Origin of the sequence: Nannocystis pusilla (assembly GCF_020073745.1) — a bacterium.
Taxonomy (GTDB): Bacteria; Myxococcota_A; Polyangia; order Nannocystales; family Nannocystaceae; genus Nannocystis; species Nannocystis radixulma.
The window spans coordinates 551,777-569,327 of sequence record NZ_JAIRAU010000001.1 but is presented as its reverse complement, the minus strand read 5'-3'; the positions used below and the strand labels follow the sequence as shown (position 1 = coordinate 569,327).

General features: G+C 71.0%; 15 protein-coding genes. 9 read left to right on the top strand and 6 right to left on the bottom strand.

Annotation, left to right across the window (positions count from 1 at the left end):
• Positions 1–250: 250 nt before the first annotated feature.
• From K7C98_RS02280 to K7C98_RS02270, 3 genes are all read left to right on the top strand, one after another.
• Positions 251–1,048, top strand: coding sequence for an ABC transporter ATP-binding protein (locus K7C98_RS02280; RefSeq protein ID WP_224189824.1), 798 nt, complete (start codon positions 251–253; stop codon positions 1,046–1,048).
• A gap of 88 nt (positions 1,049–1,136) precedes the next feature.
• On the top strand, positions 1,137–2,018 hold the full coding sequence (locus tag K7C98_RS02275) for an ABC transporter permease (RefSeq protein WP_431312825.1): 882 nt from the start codon (positions 1,137–1,139) through the stop codon (positions 2,016–2,018).
• Between the two features lie 100 nt (positions 2,019–2,118).
• Positions 2,119–2,385 (top strand): hypothetical protein, encoded by a 267-nt coding sequence (locus K7C98_RS02270; protein ID WP_224189822.1) that lies wholly within the window; start codon positions 2,119–2,121, stop codon positions 2,383–2,385.
• 230 nt (positions 2,386–2,615) lie between these two features.
• Here the strand turns inward: K7C98_RS02270 and K7C98_RS02265 are convergent, their stop codons facing one another.
• A complete protein-coding gene (locus K7C98_RS02265) occupies positions 2,616–3,041 on the bottom strand; it encodes a SiaC family regulatory phosphoprotein (protein WP_224189821.1) in 426 nt (141 codons plus the stop codon).
• A 196-nt stretch (positions 3,042–3,237) separates the two neighbouring features.
• On the opposite strand from K7C98_RS02265, the gene K7C98_RS02260 reads away from it, so the two are divergent.
• The 3 genes from K7C98_RS02260 to K7C98_RS02250 all read left to right on the top strand — a co-directional run bounded on the left by K7C98_RS02260 (position 3,238) and on the right by K7C98_RS02250 (position 6,748).
• Complete coding sequence (locus K7C98_RS02260; RefSeq protein WP_224189820.1) at positions 3,238–4,737, top strand: WGR domain-containing protein; 1,500 nt, start codon at positions 3,238–3,240, stop codon at positions 4,735–4,737.
• Positions 4,738–4,892: 155 nt separating this feature from the next.
• Entirely contained in the window at positions 4,893–5,786 is an 894-nt protein-coding gene (locus tag K7C98_RS02255; protein ID WP_224189819.1) for a DMT family transporter, read from the top strand.
• Positions 5,787–6,025: 239 nt separating this feature from the next.
• On the top strand, positions 6,026–6,748 hold the full coding sequence (locus K7C98_RS02250; protein ID WP_224189818.1) for a hypothetical protein: 723 nt from the start codon (positions 6,026–6,028) through the stop codon (positions 6,746–6,748).
• An 86-nt stretch (positions 6,749–6,834) separates the two neighbouring features.
• Here K7C98_RS02250 and K7C98_RS02245 read toward each other — a convergent pair whose 3' ends face one another.
• Positions 6,835–9,963 (bottom strand): efflux RND transporter permease subunit, encoded by a 3,129-nt coding sequence (locus tag K7C98_RS02245; RefSeq protein WP_224189817.1) that lies wholly within the window; start codon positions 9,961–9,963, stop codon positions 6,835–6,837.
• A gap of 10 nt (positions 9,964–9,973) precedes the next feature.
• Positions 9,974–11,287, bottom strand: coding sequence for an efflux RND transporter periplasmic adaptor subunit (locus tag K7C98_RS02240; protein ID WP_224189816.1), 1,314 nt, complete (start codon positions 11,285–11,287; stop codon positions 9,974–9,976).
• 94 nt (positions 11,288–11,381) lie between these two features.
• Here K7C98_RS02240 and K7C98_RS02235 point away from each other — a divergent pair, with 94 nt between their 5' ends.
• Complete coding sequence (locus K7C98_RS02235; RefSeq protein ID WP_224189815.1) at positions 11,382–12,050, top strand: TetR/AcrR family transcriptional regulator; 669 nt, start codon at positions 11,382–11,384, stop codon at positions 12,048–12,050.
• A 173-nt stretch (positions 12,051–12,223) separates the two neighbouring features.
• Here the strand turns inward: K7C98_RS02235 and dusA are convergent, their stop codons facing one another.
• Together dusA and K7C98_RS02225 are read right to left on the bottom strand one after the other, a co-directional pair.
• Positions 12,224–13,231 (bottom strand): tRNA dihydrouridine(20/20a) synthase DusA, encoded by a 1,008-nt coding sequence (dusA, locus tag K7C98_RS02230; protein ID WP_224189814.1) that lies wholly within the window; start codon positions 13,229–13,231, stop codon positions 12,224–12,226.
• A 63-nt stretch (positions 13,232–13,294) separates the two neighbouring features.
• On the bottom strand, positions 13,295–13,942 hold the full coding sequence (locus K7C98_RS02225) for a hypothetical protein (protein ID WP_224189813.1): 648 nt from the start codon (positions 13,940–13,942) through the stop codon (positions 13,295–13,297).
• A gap of 274 nt (positions 13,943–14,216) precedes the next feature.
• On the opposite strand from K7C98_RS02225, the gene ligD reads away from it, so the two are divergent.
• Positions 14,217–15,128 (top strand): non-homologous end-joining DNA ligase, encoded by a 912-nt coding sequence (ligD, locus tag K7C98_RS02220; protein ID WP_224189812.1) that lies wholly within the window; start codon positions 14,217–14,219, stop codon positions 15,126–15,128.
• Between the two features lie 83 nt (positions 15,129–15,211).
• Here the strand turns inward: ligD and K7C98_RS02215 are convergent, their stop codons facing one another.
• Entirely contained in the window at positions 15,212–16,747 is a 1,536-nt protein-coding gene (locus K7C98_RS02215) for a hypothetical protein (RefSeq protein WP_224189811.1), read from the bottom strand.
• Positions 16,748–17,147: 400 nt separating this feature from the next.
• On the opposite strand from K7C98_RS02215, the gene erpA reads away from it, so the two are divergent.
• A complete protein-coding gene (gene erpA, locus K7C98_RS02210; protein WP_224189810.1) occupies positions 17,148–17,543 on the top strand; it encodes an iron-sulfur cluster insertion protein ErpA in 396 nt (131 codons plus the stop codon).
• Positions 17,544–17,551 lie beyond the last annotated feature (8 nt).

Here is a 17,551-nt window from a genome sequence, read left to right as displayed (position 1 = left end):
TCGAAACCCTGATCGCGGTAGCTCCGTGCGGCCACTGGAAAAATTCGGGTGGCGCGGAGCCGCGCGACTCCAGCGGAGGCCGCGGCTACCCTGGTGAAGGCAGCGAACGGGATCCCCGCGCCGAGCGGGCTCTACGGGCCACAGGAGCCGGCTGACGCCGATCCTACGCGGTTTTCACAGACCTCGCCGGACTTCCGTGTATTGACCAATCGTTCAGCATAATGTACGCCTGACGAACGCCGAGGTCCCGATGAGCGCCGTTTTGCCGCACGCCCCGCTGTCCTTGTCGAGCCCCTCGCCCGCCCCGGTGGCGCTGCGCCTCGACGGCGTGACCAAGCGCCACGGCGCCGGGGGCGACGCGGTCGTCGCCCTCGACACGATGTCGTTCACCGTGAAGAAGGGCGAGTTCGTGTGCGTGGTCGGGGCCTCGGGCTGCGGCAAGTCGACCATGTTGAACCTCGTGGCGGGGCTCGACACGCCGACCGCCGGCAAGGTGGTCGTCGCCGGCGAGCGCCCGGCGTTGATGTTCCAGGAGTCGGCGCTGTTCCCGTGGCTGAGCGTCGAGGAGAACGTGGCCTTCCCGCTGCAGATGCAAGGCCTGTCGCGGAAGGCCCGCGCGGCCCGGGTGGCCGAGCTGCTCGGGCTCGTGCACCTCGAGAAGTTCGCCCGCCGGCGCCCGCACGAGCTGTCGGGCGGCATGAAGCAGCGCGTCGCCCTGGCCCGCGCGCTGGCCCAGCAGGCCGAGCTCCTGCTGATGGACGAGCCGTTCGCCGCCCTCGACGCCATGATGCGCGACCACCTGCACAGCGAGCTCGAGGCGCTGTGGCAGAAGACCGGCCTCACCGTCGTGTTCGTCACCCACAACGTCCGCGAGGCCGTGCGCCTCGGCGACCGCGTGCTCCTGCTGTCCTCGCGGCCAGGTCGCCTCGTCGCCGAGTACGAGGTCGACCTCGACCGTCCGCGCCGCATCGAGTCGCCCGAGGTCGCCCGCCTGGCCCGCACGATCACCGACCGCCTGCTCGAGGCCGCCCGCCATGCCGCAGCGTGAGCTCGCCGGCGACGTCGCAGCCGCCCGCCCGCACCTGCACGCCCTGCCAGGCGGCGAGCAGGCGCGCGAGGGACATGTCCTGATCGACATGCCCGAACGGTCAGCCCACGAGGACCCGCTGCGCGCCGGCCTGCGCGCCGCCACCGGCGAGGGCGAGCCCGCGGCCGGCGAGCGGCCCGCTCGCGCCCGGGCGCTGTGGGCCAGCGCGTGGCCCAAGCTGGCCGCCGTCGCGCTCGCGCTCGCGCTGTGGGAGCTGGTGGTGCTCAGCGGCTGGCGGCCGGAGTACGTGCTCCCCGGCCCCCGCGCGGTGCTCGGCCGGCTGTGGGCCGACCTGCTCGCCGGCGACATCGGCGTGGCCGCGGCGATCACGATGAAGCGGGCCCTGCTCGGCTACGCGATCGCCCTGGTCGCCGGCGTCGGCCTCGGCCTCGTGCTCGCGCGCGTCAAGGTGCTGCGCACGGCCGCGGGCTCGCTGCTGACCGGCCTGCAGACGATGCCGAGCGTGGCGTGGTTCCCGCTGGCGATCCTCCTGTTCCAGCTCAGCGAGGCGGCGATCCTCGCCGTCGTCGTCCTCGGCGCGGCGCCGTCGATCGCCATCGGCCTGCTGACCAGCACCGACCAGGTCCCGCCGCTGCTCGTGCGCGCCGGCAAGGTCATGGGCGCGCGCGGCCTCTCGCTCTACCGCCACATCATCATCCCCGCCGCCCTGCCCGGCTTCGTCGCCGGCCTCAAGCAGGGCTGGGCGTTCGCCTGGCGCAGCCTCATGGCCGGCGAGCTCCTCGTCATCATCGGCCACGCCCCCTCGATCGGCGTGCGCCTGCAGTTCTCGCGCGAGCTCAGCGACGCCGAGGGCCTGCTCGCGTGGATGATCGTCGTCATGCTCATGGGCGTCCTCGTCGACGGCCTGGTGTTCGGCGTGCTCGAGCGGAAGATCCGCGAGGGCCGCGGCCTTACGGCCGAACACGCGTGAGCGGCGGGCACTTTTCTAAAAAGTTAGAAAGAAAGAGAAGCCCGGGAGACGCGGCGACCACGGTTTTGACGCCGCGCTGTGGCCCTGCTAGCTTGAGGTCATGGCTTTTAAATGTCTTAGTCTATGCGGGTGTGCGTTCATCGCGGGGCTCCTCGCCGGCGGCTGCGACGACGATGACGAGTCGGGCCTGAAATGCGCCAAGGGCTGGCAGGCGGCCTCGATCTGCTGCATCGAGCCCGACGGCGACGGCGAGGAGACCTGTCAGGACGTGTGCGCGAAGAAGTGCGAGTCCGACGCGGACTGCAACGCGGAGGGCGACCGCTGTCAGGGCGGCGTGTGCGGCCCCGACGACGACTGCTCGCTGTAGTCGGCGCCCTCGCGCCGGCGCTCGGAGCCGGACGAAGCTGCGCCCTCCACGAAGTCCTTGAAGTCCACGCGTCCGGTGATTTCTGCCGGCTCGGAGAACCCCTCAACAATAAAGGTACTGACAGCGCCCGTGGCGTGAATCCCTGCGGGAGCCCGGCGATCCGTCGACCTGGACCTCCCGCGTCAATCTTGCGAACGAACTCGGGCTATCTCGAATCCCGACCCCGGCTTTCACAGCGCCGCGCCGAGCATCGCCGAGTGATTCACCGCCGTGCTCGCCACGCGGATCGCCAGCCCCGACATCATCGCCAGGTCACCTGCCACATCGATCATGTCCTCGTCGCCAGGGTCGATGTACCAGGTCGCGCGGACCTGGGCGCCGCGGCTCGCCCACTTCTTGAGGCGGCGGAGCAGCGCCAGCAGCTGCGGGCGGGTCGCCGCGCTGAAGAACGTCAGGCGCAGCTCGAACACCACCGAGCCCGGCGGGTTGCCGACGAGCGCGTCGAGCCAGAGGATCAGCGGCGCGTAGAACGAGGCCGCGTCTTCGGGGTGGCTCTCGCCTTCGAGGCGCATCAGCCCCAGCTCTCCGTCGAAGTCCACGCGGGGGGTGGGGAAGCTCCCGCTCTGGGCCGGCAGGTAAAGGCGCTCTGCTACCAAGGGGATTCCCTCCTCGACGCCACCATCACTGAATCACCGGCCATGGGCAAGAGCCCCCAACGGTGGGGTCCCCCGAGCTCCAGGTGTGGAGGTCGTGCGGAGATGACCGTCACCACGTGGAGGGGCGCGGCCACGCGCGCGGCCGTGCGGCGACGTCCGAGGGTGTACCTTCGGCATGGACTCCAGGAGCCATGAGATGAGCGACGAGCGGACGTATCTCGAGCTGTCCGAGGAGGGCGGCGGCTCGCACAAGTTTTACGAGGTCATCGTCAGCGGCAAGCAGGTCGACATCCGCTACGGGCGGATCGGCGACGCCGGACAGACCCAGAGCAAGAGCTACGCGAGCCCGGCCGAGGCCCAGAAGGAGGCGCAGAAAGCCATCCAGGGCAAGCTCAAGAAGGGCTACGCGGCGGCGGTCCAGGGCATGCGCAAGAAGCGAGCGGTCACCCAGCGGCCCGTGGCGGTCAGCCGGGCGGCCGCGGCGGGCACCACCCGGGCCCCGCTGCTGTGGCGCTACGACAGCGGAGACCGCGCCTTCGGCGTGTTCGTCGACGACGAGCTGTGCTGGGTCGGCGACGACGACGGCCAGATCTCCGCGCTCGACCACGACGGCAAGGTCGTGCGGCGCATGAAGGTCCCCGAGGGCGTCATGAGCCTCGTGCGCGACGGGCAGTGGCTCTACTGCGGCTGCCAGGACGGCAAGGTCTACGACCTCTCGGGCGCCCAGCCGTTCGAGGCCTACGAGATCAGCGAAGACGTCAACATCCTCTGGCTCGACATTCACGACGGCTCGCTCGCGGTCAGCAGCAACGACGGACACGTCACGGTCCTCGACCACGACTGCGACAAGCTGTGGGCCAAGAAGAGCGCCGGCGGCGGCGGCTGGATGGTCCGCTGCGACGGCGCCGGCATCTACCACGGCCACGTCGACGGCATCACCGGTTACGACTGGAGCGGCAAGAAGCTGTGGGCCAAGAAGACCGAGGGCAGCGTGCTGTTCGGCTGGCAGGAGGACGGCGAGGTCTACGCCGGCACCAGCTCCGACCACGTCGAGGTGTTCACCAAGGACGGCGTCCCGGGTCGGCGCTACAAGTGCGACGACAGCGTGTTCTCGTGCGCCGCCGCGCCCGGCGGCAAGTACGTGTTCGCCGGCGACAACGCCTCCTCCGTCTATTGCTTCGACCGCGCCGGCGCGCGCCTGTGGAAGCTCGACACCACCTGCGGCTCGGCGCTGTCGATGCAGTACCACGCCGACAAGCTCTACATCGTCACCGGCGACGGCGCCTTCGCCTGCATCGACGTCAGCGAGGCCGCGATCGCCCGCGCGCGCGAGGGCAAGGTCCCCGACCTCAAGCTCGTCAAGGCCGAGCGCGGCGTCCAGGTCGCCACCGTCGGCCAGGCCCTGCCGGTCGCCGCCGCCGGGGCCGCGGGCGTGCTCGTCGAGTGCATCGAGGAGGGCGGCAAGGTGCGCGTGCGGCCGCTGTCGCCGGGCTTCGACGGTGAATTCAACGTGCAGTTCCCGCGCGACATCCGCACCCCGGGGACCCGCTATCTCGTCGACGGACTGACCCTCTCCGGCAGCGGCGGCTTCTACCGCGTGCGCGGGCAGATCCGGGTGGCCCCGGCGGCGGCCGGCGAGGCGGCCGGTCCGGTCGTCGCGCCGGCCAAGAAGACCGCCAAGAAGGTGCGCGCCTGAGCGGTCACCTGACCGCCGCCTCGCATTCGCGGGACATGTCCTGAAGGACATCTCATTCCCGCCTCACGTCTCCGCCCCCTCGTGCGCTCGCGCCGGCGGCGGCGCAGGCGACGGGCTTCGGACCGCGCGGCCGCGTCGGTATACTCGCCGCGCACGTGGCCGCACTCGGGTACATCCTGCTCTGCCTGATCTGGGGCTCGACCTGGCTGGCGATCAAGCTCGGCCTCGACGCCGGCATGCCGCCGCTGCTGGGCGCCTCGGTGCGGTTCGCCATCGCCGCCGCGCTGCTGCTCCCGGCCGCGCGCGTGCTGGCGCCGGCCGCCTTCCGCGACCGCACCGCCTGGCGCCTCGCGCTCATGGTCGGCCTGTTCAGCTTCGGCTTCGGCTACGGTTGCACCTACGTCGCCGCGCTGTGGATCCCCTCCGGCCTCGGCTCGCTCACCTTCGGCTTCTTCCCGTTCTGGGTCGCCGTGCTCGCGCACTTCATCTTGAAGGAGCGCCTCACCGTGCCCAAGCTGCTCGCCATCGCCGTCGGCTTCGCCGGGCTCGCGCTGCTGTCCTACGGCAGCCTGCGCGAGCTCGGCCGCGACACCGCCTTCGGCGTCGCCATCGTCACCTTCTCCGTGTTCGTGCAGGGCTTCCCGCAGGTCGTCGTCAAGCGCGACGGCAAGGACGTCCCGACCGTCTTCCTCAGCGGCGCCGGCATGGCGATCGGCAGCATCGTCCTCTTGCTCGTCGCCGGCGCCGCCGGCGAGTGGTCGCGGCCGTTCCCGTGGAACGCCACCGTCACGGTCTCGGTCGCCTACCTCGCGGTGATGGGCTCGATCGTCACCTTCATGATCTACTACGGCCTCCTGAAGCGGCTGAGCGCCACCCTCATGGCCCTCGTCGCCCTCATCACCCCGCCGATCGCCGTCGTCCTCGGCAGCATCTACCGCAGCGAACAGCTGGGTGCCCTCACCCTCACCGGCGGCGCCCTCGTGCTCGTCGGCGTCGGCATGTTCCAGCTCGAGGAGCGCCGCGCCGCCCGTCTGCGCCGCGGCCGGTGACCCGGTCGGGCGGCCTGCCGCCCGCCTCCTCACCCGCGACATGCGCCTGCGAGGCCGCGAGCGCAGCGCCGAGACCACCGACATCCTCTCCGAGCTGCGGCACTCGTGTCCTCCAGGACATGTCTATTCAGACACTCACATCATTCTCGCCGCTCGCGCGCGAGGCCGCGCGGCGCATGGTGCCGCTCCGATGAATTGAGCGGCCCGCTCGCCCGCGAAGCGCGATACAGTCGGCCGATATGGAACCTTCGACCTGTCGCAGCCTCGCCTTCTTGTTCTCGCTCGGGGCCCTACCGGTCGCCTGCAAGTCCGAGAGCCACGACACCACCGACGGCGGCACGGGAGGGGCCTCGGACGCCACCGACGGCGCCACCTCCACCGCCCCGCCGACCACCTCGACGGGCGGCGCCACCATGGGCGACAGCACCACCGGCCCGGGCACGAGCGAGGGGACGGACACCACCACCGGCGGCGCGCTCGAAGCCTGCGAGGCGTACGTCGCCTACCGGCTCAAGTGCGACCCCGGAGCCACGGGGACCGAGGCCGAGCTCCTGGCCGACTGCACCATGGTGCGCGACCTGGTCGAGACCACCTACGGCCCGACCTGCCTGGCCTTGCACGACGCGGTGAATCACTGCCTGGCGGCCAGCGACTGCGACGCTCCGGACGCGTGCGCGGCGGAGATGGACGCGGCGAACGGGTGCCTGCCGGAGGCCGGCCCTGCGTGCGTGGCGTTCGCCGCGAAGGAGGCCGAGTGCTCCGGCGAACCCGTGCCCGCGTACGCCGCCGGCTCGTGCCAGGCCTACATCAACAACAACGTCTATTACGGCGGGGCCCCGTGCGGCTCGGCGCTGGAGGAGTGGTACGTGTGCCTCGTCGACCTGCCGTGCCCGCAGTTCCAGATGCGGGCCGGCTGCGAAGCCGAGCAGGAGAAGATCGCCGAGGCCTGCGGCGGCGAGTAGCCGCGGTGCTTCAATCTGAATGAAAGGCCATGTCCATCCGGACATGGCCCTATGCACCTGCTCTATCGGACAGGCTCACCGCCGGCTCAGTGGTCGCCGGGCACGGGCACCTGCGCGACCGTGCGCGGCGGCGGGTCGCGGCGGGCGACCACCACGTAGAACACCGGCACCAGGATGATGCCGAGGAGCGTCCCGGCCGTCACGCCGCCGAGCACGGCGATGCCGATGGCGTTCTGGGCGCCCGCGCCGGCGCCGCTGGACAGGGCCAGCGGCAGCACGCCGAGGCCGAAGGCCAGCGAGGTCATGAGGATCGGTCGCAGGCGCTCGCGCGCCGCCTCGAGCGCGGCCTCGACCCCGCTCTTGCCCTGCTCGCGCAGCTCCTTGGCGAACTCGACGATGAGGATCGCGTTCTTGGCCGACAGGCCGATCGTCGTGAGCAGGCCGACCTGGAAGTAGACGTCGTTGGCGAGCCCGCCGAGCTTGGTCGCCACGAGCGCGCCGGCGACCCCGAGCGGCACGCCGAGCAGCACGGCGATCGGGATCGACCAGCTCTCGTAGAGCGCGGCGAGGCAGAGGAACACGACCAGCAGCGACAGCGCGTACAGCATCTGCGCCCCGGCGCCCGACATCCGCTCCTCGTACGACAGGCCCGACCACTCGTGGCCGATGCCGTTCGGCATCTGCGTCATGAGCCGCTCCATCGTCGCCATCGCCTCGCCCGAGCTGTGGCCGGGCGCGGCCTCGCCCTGGATGAGGATCGTCGGATAGCCGCCGAAGCGGTCGAGCTTCGGCGAGCCGAAGGTCCAGCTGCCGCTGGCGAACGCCGAGAACGGCACCATCTCGCCGGCCCGGTTGCGCACGTACCAGCGGTCGATGTCGTCCGGCTGCATGCGATACGGCGCGTCGCCCTGCAGGTACACCCGCTTGGTCCGCCCGAGGTCGAGGAAGTCGTTGACGTACGCCCCGCCCCAGGTCGCCGCCAGCGTCGCGTTGATGTCGGCCAGCCCGACGCCGAGCGCCGCCGCCTTCTCGCGGTCGACGTCGATCTTGTACTGCGGCGTGTCGTCGAGCCCGCCCTGGCGGACCTTGGTCAGCGCCGGCTCGGTCGCGGCCAGCTGCAACAATTGGTCGCGCGCCGCGATCAAGGCGTCGTGACCCAGCCCGGCGCGGTCTTCCAGCTGCAGCTGGAAGCCGGACGCGTTGCCGAGCTCGGAGATCGCCGGCGGCACGAACGCGAACACCGTCGCCTCCTTGATCTTGCTGAAGGCCATCGACGCCCGCTGCGTGATCGCGCTGGCCCGCTTCTCGACCGCCTCGCGCTCGTGCCAGTCGCGCAGGCGCACGAACGCGAGCCCCGAGTTCTGCCCGCGGCCGCTGAAGCCGAACCCGGAGATCGACAGCACCGACTCGACCGCGTCGCCCTCCTGCTGCAGGAAGTAGTCGGTGACCCGCTCCATCACCACCCGCGTGCGCTCCATCGTCGAGCCCGGCGGCAGCAGCACCTGCACGGTGAGCGAGCCCTGGTCCTCCTCCGGCAAGAACCCGGTCGGCAGACGCATGAACAGCACGCCCACGCCCGCGGTCAGCAGCAGGAACGCGAGCATCGCCAGCCGGCGCCAGCGCAGCAGCCCCGCCAACCCGCGGTGGTAGAGCGCCGCGGTGCGCTCGTACGAGCGGTTGAACAGCCCGAAGAACCCGCGCGTCGCCAGCCCCTGGCCCTTCTTCAGCAGCATCGCGCACAGCGCCGGCGTCAGGATCAACGCCACCGCCACCGACAGCGCCATCGACGACACGATCGTGATCGAGAACTGGCGGTAGATCGTCCCGACCGAGCCGGCGAAGAACGCCATCGGGATGAACACCGTCGCCAGCACCAGCGCGATGCCGATCAGCGCCCCCGTGATCTGGTCCATCGAGCGTCGCGTCGCCTCGCGCGGCTCGAGCCCGGTGTCGTGCATGATGCGCTCGACGTTCTCGACCACCACGATCGCGTCGTCGACCAGCAGGCCGATCGCCAGGACCATGCCGAACATCGTCAAGGTGTTGATGCTGTAGCCGAACGCCGCCAGCACCCCGAACGTGCCCATGAGCACCACCGGCACCGCCAGCGTCGGGATCAGCGTGGCGCGGAAGCTCTGCAGGAACAGGTACATCACCGCGAACACCAGCACGATCGCCTCGGCCAGCGTCTTGATCACCTCGCGGATGGAGATCTTCACGAACGGGGTGGTGTCGACCGGATAGACGGTCTTGAGCCCCGGCGGGAAGAACTGCTCGAGCTCCTGCAGGCGCGCCCGGATCGCGTCGGCCGTGTCGAGCGCGTTGGCGCCCACGGCCAGGCGGATGCCCATCGCCGCCGTCGGCTTGCCGTTGTAGAAGCTCTCGACGTCGAAGCTCTCGCCCGCGAGCTCGACGCGGGCCACGTCGCGCAGCCGCACCTGCGAGCCGTCGGGGTTGACCTTCAGGTAGATCGCCCCGAACTCCTCCGCCGTCTGCAGCCGCGTCTGCGCCGTGATCGTCGCGTTGAGCTGCTGGCCCTTCACCTGCGGCAGGCCGCCGAACTGCCCGGCCGACACCTGCGCGTTCTGGGCCTGGATCGCCGCCACCACGTCGAGCGGCGTCAGCTTGTACGACACCAGCCGGTCGGGGTTCAGCCACACGCGCATCGCGTACTGCGAGCCGAACGCCTGCACGTCGCCGACCCCGCGCACGCGGCTGATCGGGTCCTGCAGCGCCGACACCACGTAGTCCGCGATGTCGTTGCGGGTCATGCTGCCGTCCATCGACACGAAGCCGGCGATCATCAGGAAGTTGCTGGCCGACTTGACCACGCGCACGCCCTGGCGCTGGACCTCCTGCGGCAGCTGCGGCATCGCCAGCTGCAGCTTGTTCTGCACCTGCACCTGGGCGATGTCGGGGTCGGTCCCCGGCTCGAAGGTCAGGGTCAGCTGCGCCGAGCCGGTGCCGTCGCTCGACGACGACACGAAGCGCAGCCCGTCGAGCCCGACCATCCGCTGCTCGATGACCTGGGTCACCGTGTCCTCGAGCGTCTTGGCCGAGCCGCCCGGGTAGTTCGCGCTGACCGAGATCGTCGGCGGCGCGATCGCCGGGTACTGCGCGACCGGCAGGGTGGTGATCGCCAGCCCGCCCACCAGCACGACGATGATCGCCAGGACCATCGCGAAGATCGGCCGATCGATGAAGAACCTCGACACGCGCGCGCTCCTACTGCCTGGCCGACCCGGCCGCGGTGTTGCTCGGCGCCGGCGAACCCGTCACCTCGGCGGCCGCATTCGTCTCGGTTCCCGCGCTCGCCGGAACGGCCGCCGCGGCCCCGCCGTCGCCCGCCGAGGCGTCCGTCGGCTGCTTCGCCTCCGGCGTCGTCTCACTTCCGACGGTGCCCTTCGGCAGCTCCTCCGGCGCCGCGGGCACGGTCGTGACCTCGGCGCCCGGGCGGGCCTTCTGCACGCCGTCGAGGATCACCTGCTCGCCGGCGACCAGCCCCGACGTCACCCGCCACGCGTCGCCGACCACGCGGTCGGCGACCAGCTTGCGGCGCTCGACCTTGTTGTCGGCGCCGACCACCAGCGCCCACGCCTGCCCGCGCGTGTCGCGGGTGACCGCGCGCTGCGGCACCAGGATCGCCTGCGGGTCCTGGCCCTGGTCGATGCGGGCGCGCACGAACATCCCCGGCAGCAGCTCGCCGCGCGGGTTGGGGAACACCGCGCGCAGCAGCACCGAGCCGGTGCCCGTCTCGACGGTGACGTCGGTGAACTCGAGCGAGCCCTTCTCGGCGTAGGTCGACCCGTCCTCGAGCAGCAGCGTGACCGTCGTCGCGCCGGGCGGGCGCAGCTTGTCGCTCTCGAGCTCGCGGCGCAGCCGCTGCAGCTCGGTCGTCGACTGCGTCACGTCGACGTAGACCGTGTCGATCTGCTGGATCGTCGCCATCAGCGTCGCCGGCGACTGCTGCACGTACGCGCCCTCGGTGACGAGCGAGCGCCCGATCCGCCCGCTCACCGGCGCCGTGACGGTCGTGTAGTCGAGGTTGATCTTGGCCGACTTCACCGCCGCGCGACCGGCCGCGATCTCGGCCTCGACCGAGCGCAGCGTCGCCGCCGAGCGCTCGGCCGTCTCCACGCTGACCGCCCCCGAGTTGCTCATCAGCTCCTCGTCGCGCTGGGCGATGTCCCGCGAGGTCGCCAGCCCCGACTGCGCCCGCTGCAGGTTGGCCCGCGCCGACTGCAGCGTCGCCACGTAGGGCGCCGACTCGATGCGGTACAGCGGCTGGCCCTCCTTCACGTCGCTGCCCTCGACGAACAGCCGCTGCTCGACGATCCCGCTGACCCGCGCGCGGACCTCGGCGACCCGCCGGGCTGAAACCCGCCCCGGCAGCTCGCGGGTCAGGATCACGGGTGTCGGCACGACCGTCATCACCGTCACCTCGACCGGCCCGGGGGCCGACTTGGGGGCTGCCGCCCCTGGCGAACCACAGGCCGCGAGCGTGAGCAGGACCAGGAAAAGAACTCGACGGGCGAGCATGGAGCGAATTGCGCGGCGTCGGCCGCGACCGCACAAACAATGCTCTGCGGGTGCTTGACGGTCAAGACTGTACCGTTCAGTTTAATCGCGTTCGATGACTCACCCAGACAAGGCGGCCCGCCCGTGCGGTTTGGAGCACTCGCCGAAGCGGCGCCAGATCCTGGCCGGCGCGCGCGAAGTGTTCGGCGAGATGGGGTTCGAGCGGGCCAGCGTCGACCAGGTCGCTGCACGCGCAGGGGTCTCGAAGGCCACGGTCTACAACCACTTCCTCGACAAGAAGACCCTGTTCGTCGCCTGCTTCTCCGAGGAGGCCGACGCGCTGCGCGACGCACTTCGCTGCAAGCTGCTGCGCAGCGAACCGGACGGGGAGATCGGTCCGGCCCTGCAGGCGGTCGGTGAGCACCTGGTGTCGCTGCTCCTCGCACCGGCGATCGTCGCGCTCTACCGCAACACCAGCGCCGAGGTCGCGCGCTTCCCCGAGCTCGGCGCCCTGCTGTTCGAGCGCGGCCCCGCGGCGATGCACTCGGCCATGGCCGAGTACCTGCGCCGCTGGCACGACATCGGCGCCGTCCACCTCCCCGACGTCCACGCCGCCGGCGTCCAGTTCTTCATGCTCTGCAAGGGCGACCTCGCGGTCCGCTCGCAGTTCGGCGTCCTCCCCGACCCGCTCGAGCCCGCGATCGTCGCCACCGTCCAGCGCGCCGTCGCCGTGTTCCTCGCCGCCTACGGCGCGGCGCCGGCCTCGCCGGCCGGCGCCTCCTGAACCCCGGCCGTCCCGGCCCGCCCCATGGGACATGCCCTTTCCGACATGCTCCAAAGGACGAGTGCAGACTCACACGTCCCGCAGGACATCCCGCTCACCTGCCCCGAAGGACATGCCCCGCTCCGCGCCGCCGCGCGCACTCCCTCACATGCCCCGAAGGACATGCCGCGGCTTCACGACTCCGCGGCCGCGCGGTGCTCCGCGGCCCGCTCGTGGGCCCGCCGGACCGCCGCGAGCGCCGCGTCCATGCGCACCGTCGGCGGCCGGTCGTCGCGCGCCTCGCTGAGGATCCGCCTGAACTCGCGCGCCCCCGGCTGGCCGGTGAACAGCCCGAGCACGTGCCGCAGCACCGCGGACGCCTTGCGCCGCGGGTAGGCCCGCAGGTGCGCCTCGGCGTGCTCGCCGTAGCGGCGCGCCACCTCGAACCGGCTCGGCGCGCCCGCGGCCTCGGCGAAGAACCGGCGGTCGACGTCGGCGAAGCAGTACGGGTCCTCGTACGCCGCGCGCCCGATCATCACCGCGTCGACCCCCGCGCGCAGGTGCTCCGCCGCCGCGTCGAGCGTGCGCACCCCGCCGTTCAGCTCGATCACCAGCCCCGGCCGCTCCGCCTTGAGCCGGTACACCTCCGGGTAGCGCAGCGGCGGCACCGTGCGGTTCTCCTTCGGCGACAGCCCGCCGAGGACGGCGATCCGCGCGTGCACGGTGAAGCGGTCGCAGCCCGCCGCCGCCACCGCGTCGACGAACTCGAGCATGTCCTCGTAGCGCTCGCGCCCGTCGATGCCGATGCGGTGCTTCACCGTCACCGGCAGGTTCACCGCGGCCCGCATCGCCGCCACGCAGGCGGCCACCCGGCTCGGCTGTCCCATGAGACATGCCCCGAAGTTCCCGCCCTGGACGCGGTCGCTCGGGCAGCCGACGTTGAGGTTGACCTCGTCGTAGCCCATGCCCTCGGCGATCCGGGCGCACTCCGCAAGCGCCTGCGGGTCGTCGCCGCCGAGCTGGAGCGCCAGCGGCCGCTCCGCCGGGTCGAAGCCGAGGACGATGTCGCGCTCGCCGTGCAGCGCCGCGCCGGTCGTCACCATCTCGGTGTAGAGCAGCGCGCGCCGGCTGATCTGGCGCACGAGCCAGCGGAAGTGGCGGTCGGTCCACTCCATCATCGGCGCCACGCTGAGCGCGCGCACGAGCCCTCGCCTGCCCGCCTGCACCGGGCTGCTTTGACCGATCGCGCCGGCCCCGTCAACCCCTCACGCGGACGCCATGCAGCCGCGCAGCACCTCTTCGGCCGGCGCCGACAGCGTCACCGACGCGTCGACGCGCAGCTCCATGGCGCCCGCGAGCACGGTCACGTGCAACGTCGCCGGCTTGCCGTCGAGCTGCGCCGGATCGGTCAGCCCCGCCGGCAACGACACCGGCGCGACCCCGAACGACCCGGCGAACGACTCCTCGCAGCCGATGTGATAGTCGACCTCGTCGCTGAAGAAGTGCCCGGCGGCATCGAGGTCGAAGCCCTCGACGTCGACCTCGACCGCGAACATCACCTCGCTCGCCATCGGGTCCCAGCCGCCGAGCGACGGGTAGAGCCCGAACATCCACTCCCCGTCGCTGCCGCACTCGAGCGGCCACGTCGACCCGTCGACCAGCTTCTCGCCGCCCACCGCGTACAGCGCCAGGAACGGCGTCGCCGCGGCCGCCTGGAACCCGTGGCAGTAGCTCACCGGCGCCTCGCCGGTCGTCCCGCCCGGGTCCGTCGCCTCGTCCGCCGCCGTGTCCGCGCCGGTCTCGCTGTCCTGCTCCGCCGCCGAGTCGGTCGCGCCCGCCGTCATTCCGCCGCTGTCGTAGTTGCACCCGGCCGCAACGATTGCGAGCCACGCCGTCCGGAGGTTCCGCCGCATGGGGCAAGAGTTCGCGCGCTTCCGCGATCTGCAAGTGACGCAGGCGACGCCGCCGCCGGCGCGGGCCGCCCGCCCCGCCATCACTGTTATGTGACCCGTACGACATGTCCCATCGGTCATTCATGTCATCACGGGCGAGCTCGACCAATTGCTCCACCTGTCCGTTCCGCCATGTGCCGGATCGGCCGCGCGCGGCGGCGCGCCGCGCGTCTGCGCGCGTGGCATCCCCGGGGCGAAAGAGGGACCATGCGACCCTCACGGGGGAGACGGGCGCTTGGGAAAGGCGATCACGACACTGGAGGTCGACGGCCAGAGCATCGAGGTGACGAGCCCGAACAAGCTGCTCTACCCCGACGAGCAGATCAGCAAGGGCGAGCTCGTCGACTACTACCGCGACGTCGCCGGCTTCATGGTCCCGCACCTGACCGGCCGGCCGCTGACCCTGCACTGCTTCCCCTCGGGGATCGCCGCCCGCGGCTACTTTCAGAAGGCCGCGCAGGAGCACTTCCCCGCCTACGTCCACCGCCTCGCCGTCGCCAGCCACAGCGGCGAGACCGTCTACGCCGTGGCCGACAACGCCGCCGCGCTGGTCTTCCTCGCCAGCCAGAACTGCCTGGTGTTCCACCCCTGTCATGTCCTGAGGGACAGGCTCGACCGGCCCGACCTCGTGATCATCGACCTCGACCCGAGCGACGACGACTTCGCCAAGGTCCGCCACGGCGCCCGCCTCCTGCGCGACCTGCTGCCGGCGCTCGGCCTCGTCCCCTTCGTCAAGACCACCGGTTCGCGCGGCCTCCACGTCGTCGCGCCGATCTACCGCGAGCTCGACTGCGACGGCGTCAGCGAGTTCGCCCGCAAGGTCGCGCAGTACCTCGTCGCCACCGACCCCATGCGCTTCACCATGGACATCAACAAGAAGAAGCGCGGCGACCGGGTGTTCGTCGACTATCTGCGCAACGGCCAGGCCCAGACCGCCGTCGCGCCCTACAGCGCCCGCGCCCTCCCGCGCGCCCCCGTGGCCGCCCCGATCGGCTGGGACGAGCTCGACGACCCCGAGCTCGACGCCCGCCGCTGGCACATCCGCAACGTCCGCGAGCGCCTGCGCGACCTCGGCGACCCCTGGGGCGACATCCACCGGCACGCCCGCTCGCTCGCCGACGCCGCCGAGGCCCTGGCGAACCTCTGAGACGCGAGACGCGCCGGGGCCCGCTCACCTGCGCGAACGAACCCCGTCACCCGCCCACGGGACCACCTGTCCCGTGAGACAGCTTACTCCTTCTTCGCGTCGGCCTGGGCCTTGAGCTGCTTGAGCAGCTTCTCGCCCTCGTCGATCGCGTCGTCCTCTTCGGTGCGCTGGTCGCCGGCGAGGACGGCCGTGTTGACCTTGATGTTCTCGAAGCGGGCGAGCATCTGGAAGATGGCCAGGCGCGACGCCGGGGCCGGGCCCTCGGTGTCGAACTCGTCGTTCTTGGCCGGGATCTTGATGTCGCCGGCGGCCCCGTCGACGATGCACTTGTGGGCGATCTTGAGGGCCGCCTCGGAGTCCTTGACCTTCGACGGCACCCCGTTGAGGAGCGGGAACTCGGAGTTGAAGCTGTACAGCATCGTCTCGAGCGCCGCCGTCCCGCCGCAGCTGGCGTACAGCGGGTCGTACTTGTCGGGCACCGTCGCGGTGCCGATGTCGATCGAGCCGTCGAGCCCGCGCTTGGCGAAGTCGCTGCCGGCCGTCGACAGCAGCTGGAAGTCGGTGAGCAGCTGGCGGAACAGGAACGAGTGGAGGAACGCGCGCTTGAGCTCGGTGCCGCCGAGCTTCTTGCTGAACACGAACACGAGGTCGTTGTAGCCGCCGCCGAGGTCCTCGCGGAAGAAGCCGTAGCCGATCTTCTTGTCGATGGCCACGCCCCTGGCCCGCTCGGGCACCAGCGGTCCGCCCTCGATCGCCCACAGCGTGTGCGCCTCGCCGAGGAAGTCGACGCGGTCGCGCAGCTCCTTGTAGTTGGTGAGCATCGTCAGCAGCTTCTCGTCCTTCTCGATCGCGTCGGCCCAGTCCTTGAAGGGCGCGTCGACCGAGTCCTTGAACGGCCGCGGCGGCACCTCCTCCTGGCCGAAGTCCTTGGCGATCTTCTTCAGCACGCTGCGGAACGGCTCGTCCTGGCCGACGAGGCGGCGGGCGTACATCTTGACGCCCATCCACTTCTTCCAGATGTCCTGCTTGCCCTCGGTGTACTCCTTGCGCATCGCCTCGGCGGTGCTCTTCGCCTCGCCGGACAGCTCGCCGATCGCCTTGTCCGCCTCGGGCGAGCCGAAGAAGCTCAGCAGCTTGAGCTCGGGGTACGCGTCGAGCACCTTCGTCTTGGTCTCTTCGCCGTAGCTGTACTTGAGCTTCTCGACCAGCAGCGCGTACTCCTTGCGCGCGTTCTTGCGGAACGTCCACGCGTCGGCCTCGGCCACCCCGAGGATGATCGCGCGCGCCTTGTCGGCCTTGGTGAGCCCCTTCTTGACCGTCACCACCGCCAGCACGCCCGGCTGGAGCACGTAGTTGCGGCCGTTCATCGGCTCGACGTCGCCCTCGGTCACGGCGGGCAGGCGCTCGGTGTTCGAGTAGATCTGGGTCAGCAGCGGCCGCAGCGCCTCGCGCATCTCGTCCGGCGGGATCTCCGGGATCGGGACGCCCTTGTCGTCCTTGCGGCCCGCCTTCGCGTATTCCATCTCGCGCTCGAGCATCTCCTGGCGGCTCTCGCCGCAGGCGGTAAGCGCGCCGGCGATCAGCGCGAGCGTGAGGGTCGTGGCGTGGGTTCGTCGCATGCGTTCTCCGTGCTCCGGCCGACTTCGTGCGGCTGCGGCAAAACTGCCGCATCGCCACGGTAGGGGAAGGCCGCCGTCGCTGTCAAACACCGACCTGCCGCCCATTCTCACCTGGCCGCGCAGCGCGGGTGAAGGATTTCGCTTTACTTGCCTCTGGCCATCGCCTGGCCGGCCGCCCCGGCTCACCGGCCTTGTGCGAGGTCCCGGCGCCGCGGCGTGCTGGATCGCCCGCGCTGTCGTCATTCGCATCGCGCCGCGAGGAATGGTCGGCACGATCCGCCTGCACTGCGGGCGGCGATCGCCGCGGCGTGGCATGCCGCACCCGGGTCCGCGGCGCGGCAGGCTTGACCCGCCCGGCCCAGCGCACCATTCTACCCGAACGTCAACTTTGGGAGCCCTGATGTCTGCAGCTACCGAGACCGCGCCCGCGACGCCGACCCAGCACGAAGCCCACGACCCGCAGATGGCGGGCGCACTCGAGGTCACCGAGACCGCCGCCGCGAAGATCCGCGAGATCCGGGAGACCGAGGCGATCGAGAGCACGTACGCCCTGCGCGTCAAGGTCATGGGCGGCGGCTGCGCCGGCTTTCAGTACGACCTCTACTTCGACGAGCCCGCCGAGGGCGACAACCATTTCGAGAGCCAGGGCGTCAAGCTCGTCTGCGACGCGATGAGCTTCATGTACCTGATGGGCACCAGCATCGACTACGTCGAGGGCCTGCAGGGCGCGGGGTTCAAGTTCAACAACCCCAACACCACCGGCTCGTGCGGCTGCGGCAGCTCGTTCTCCGTCTGATCTGAGCG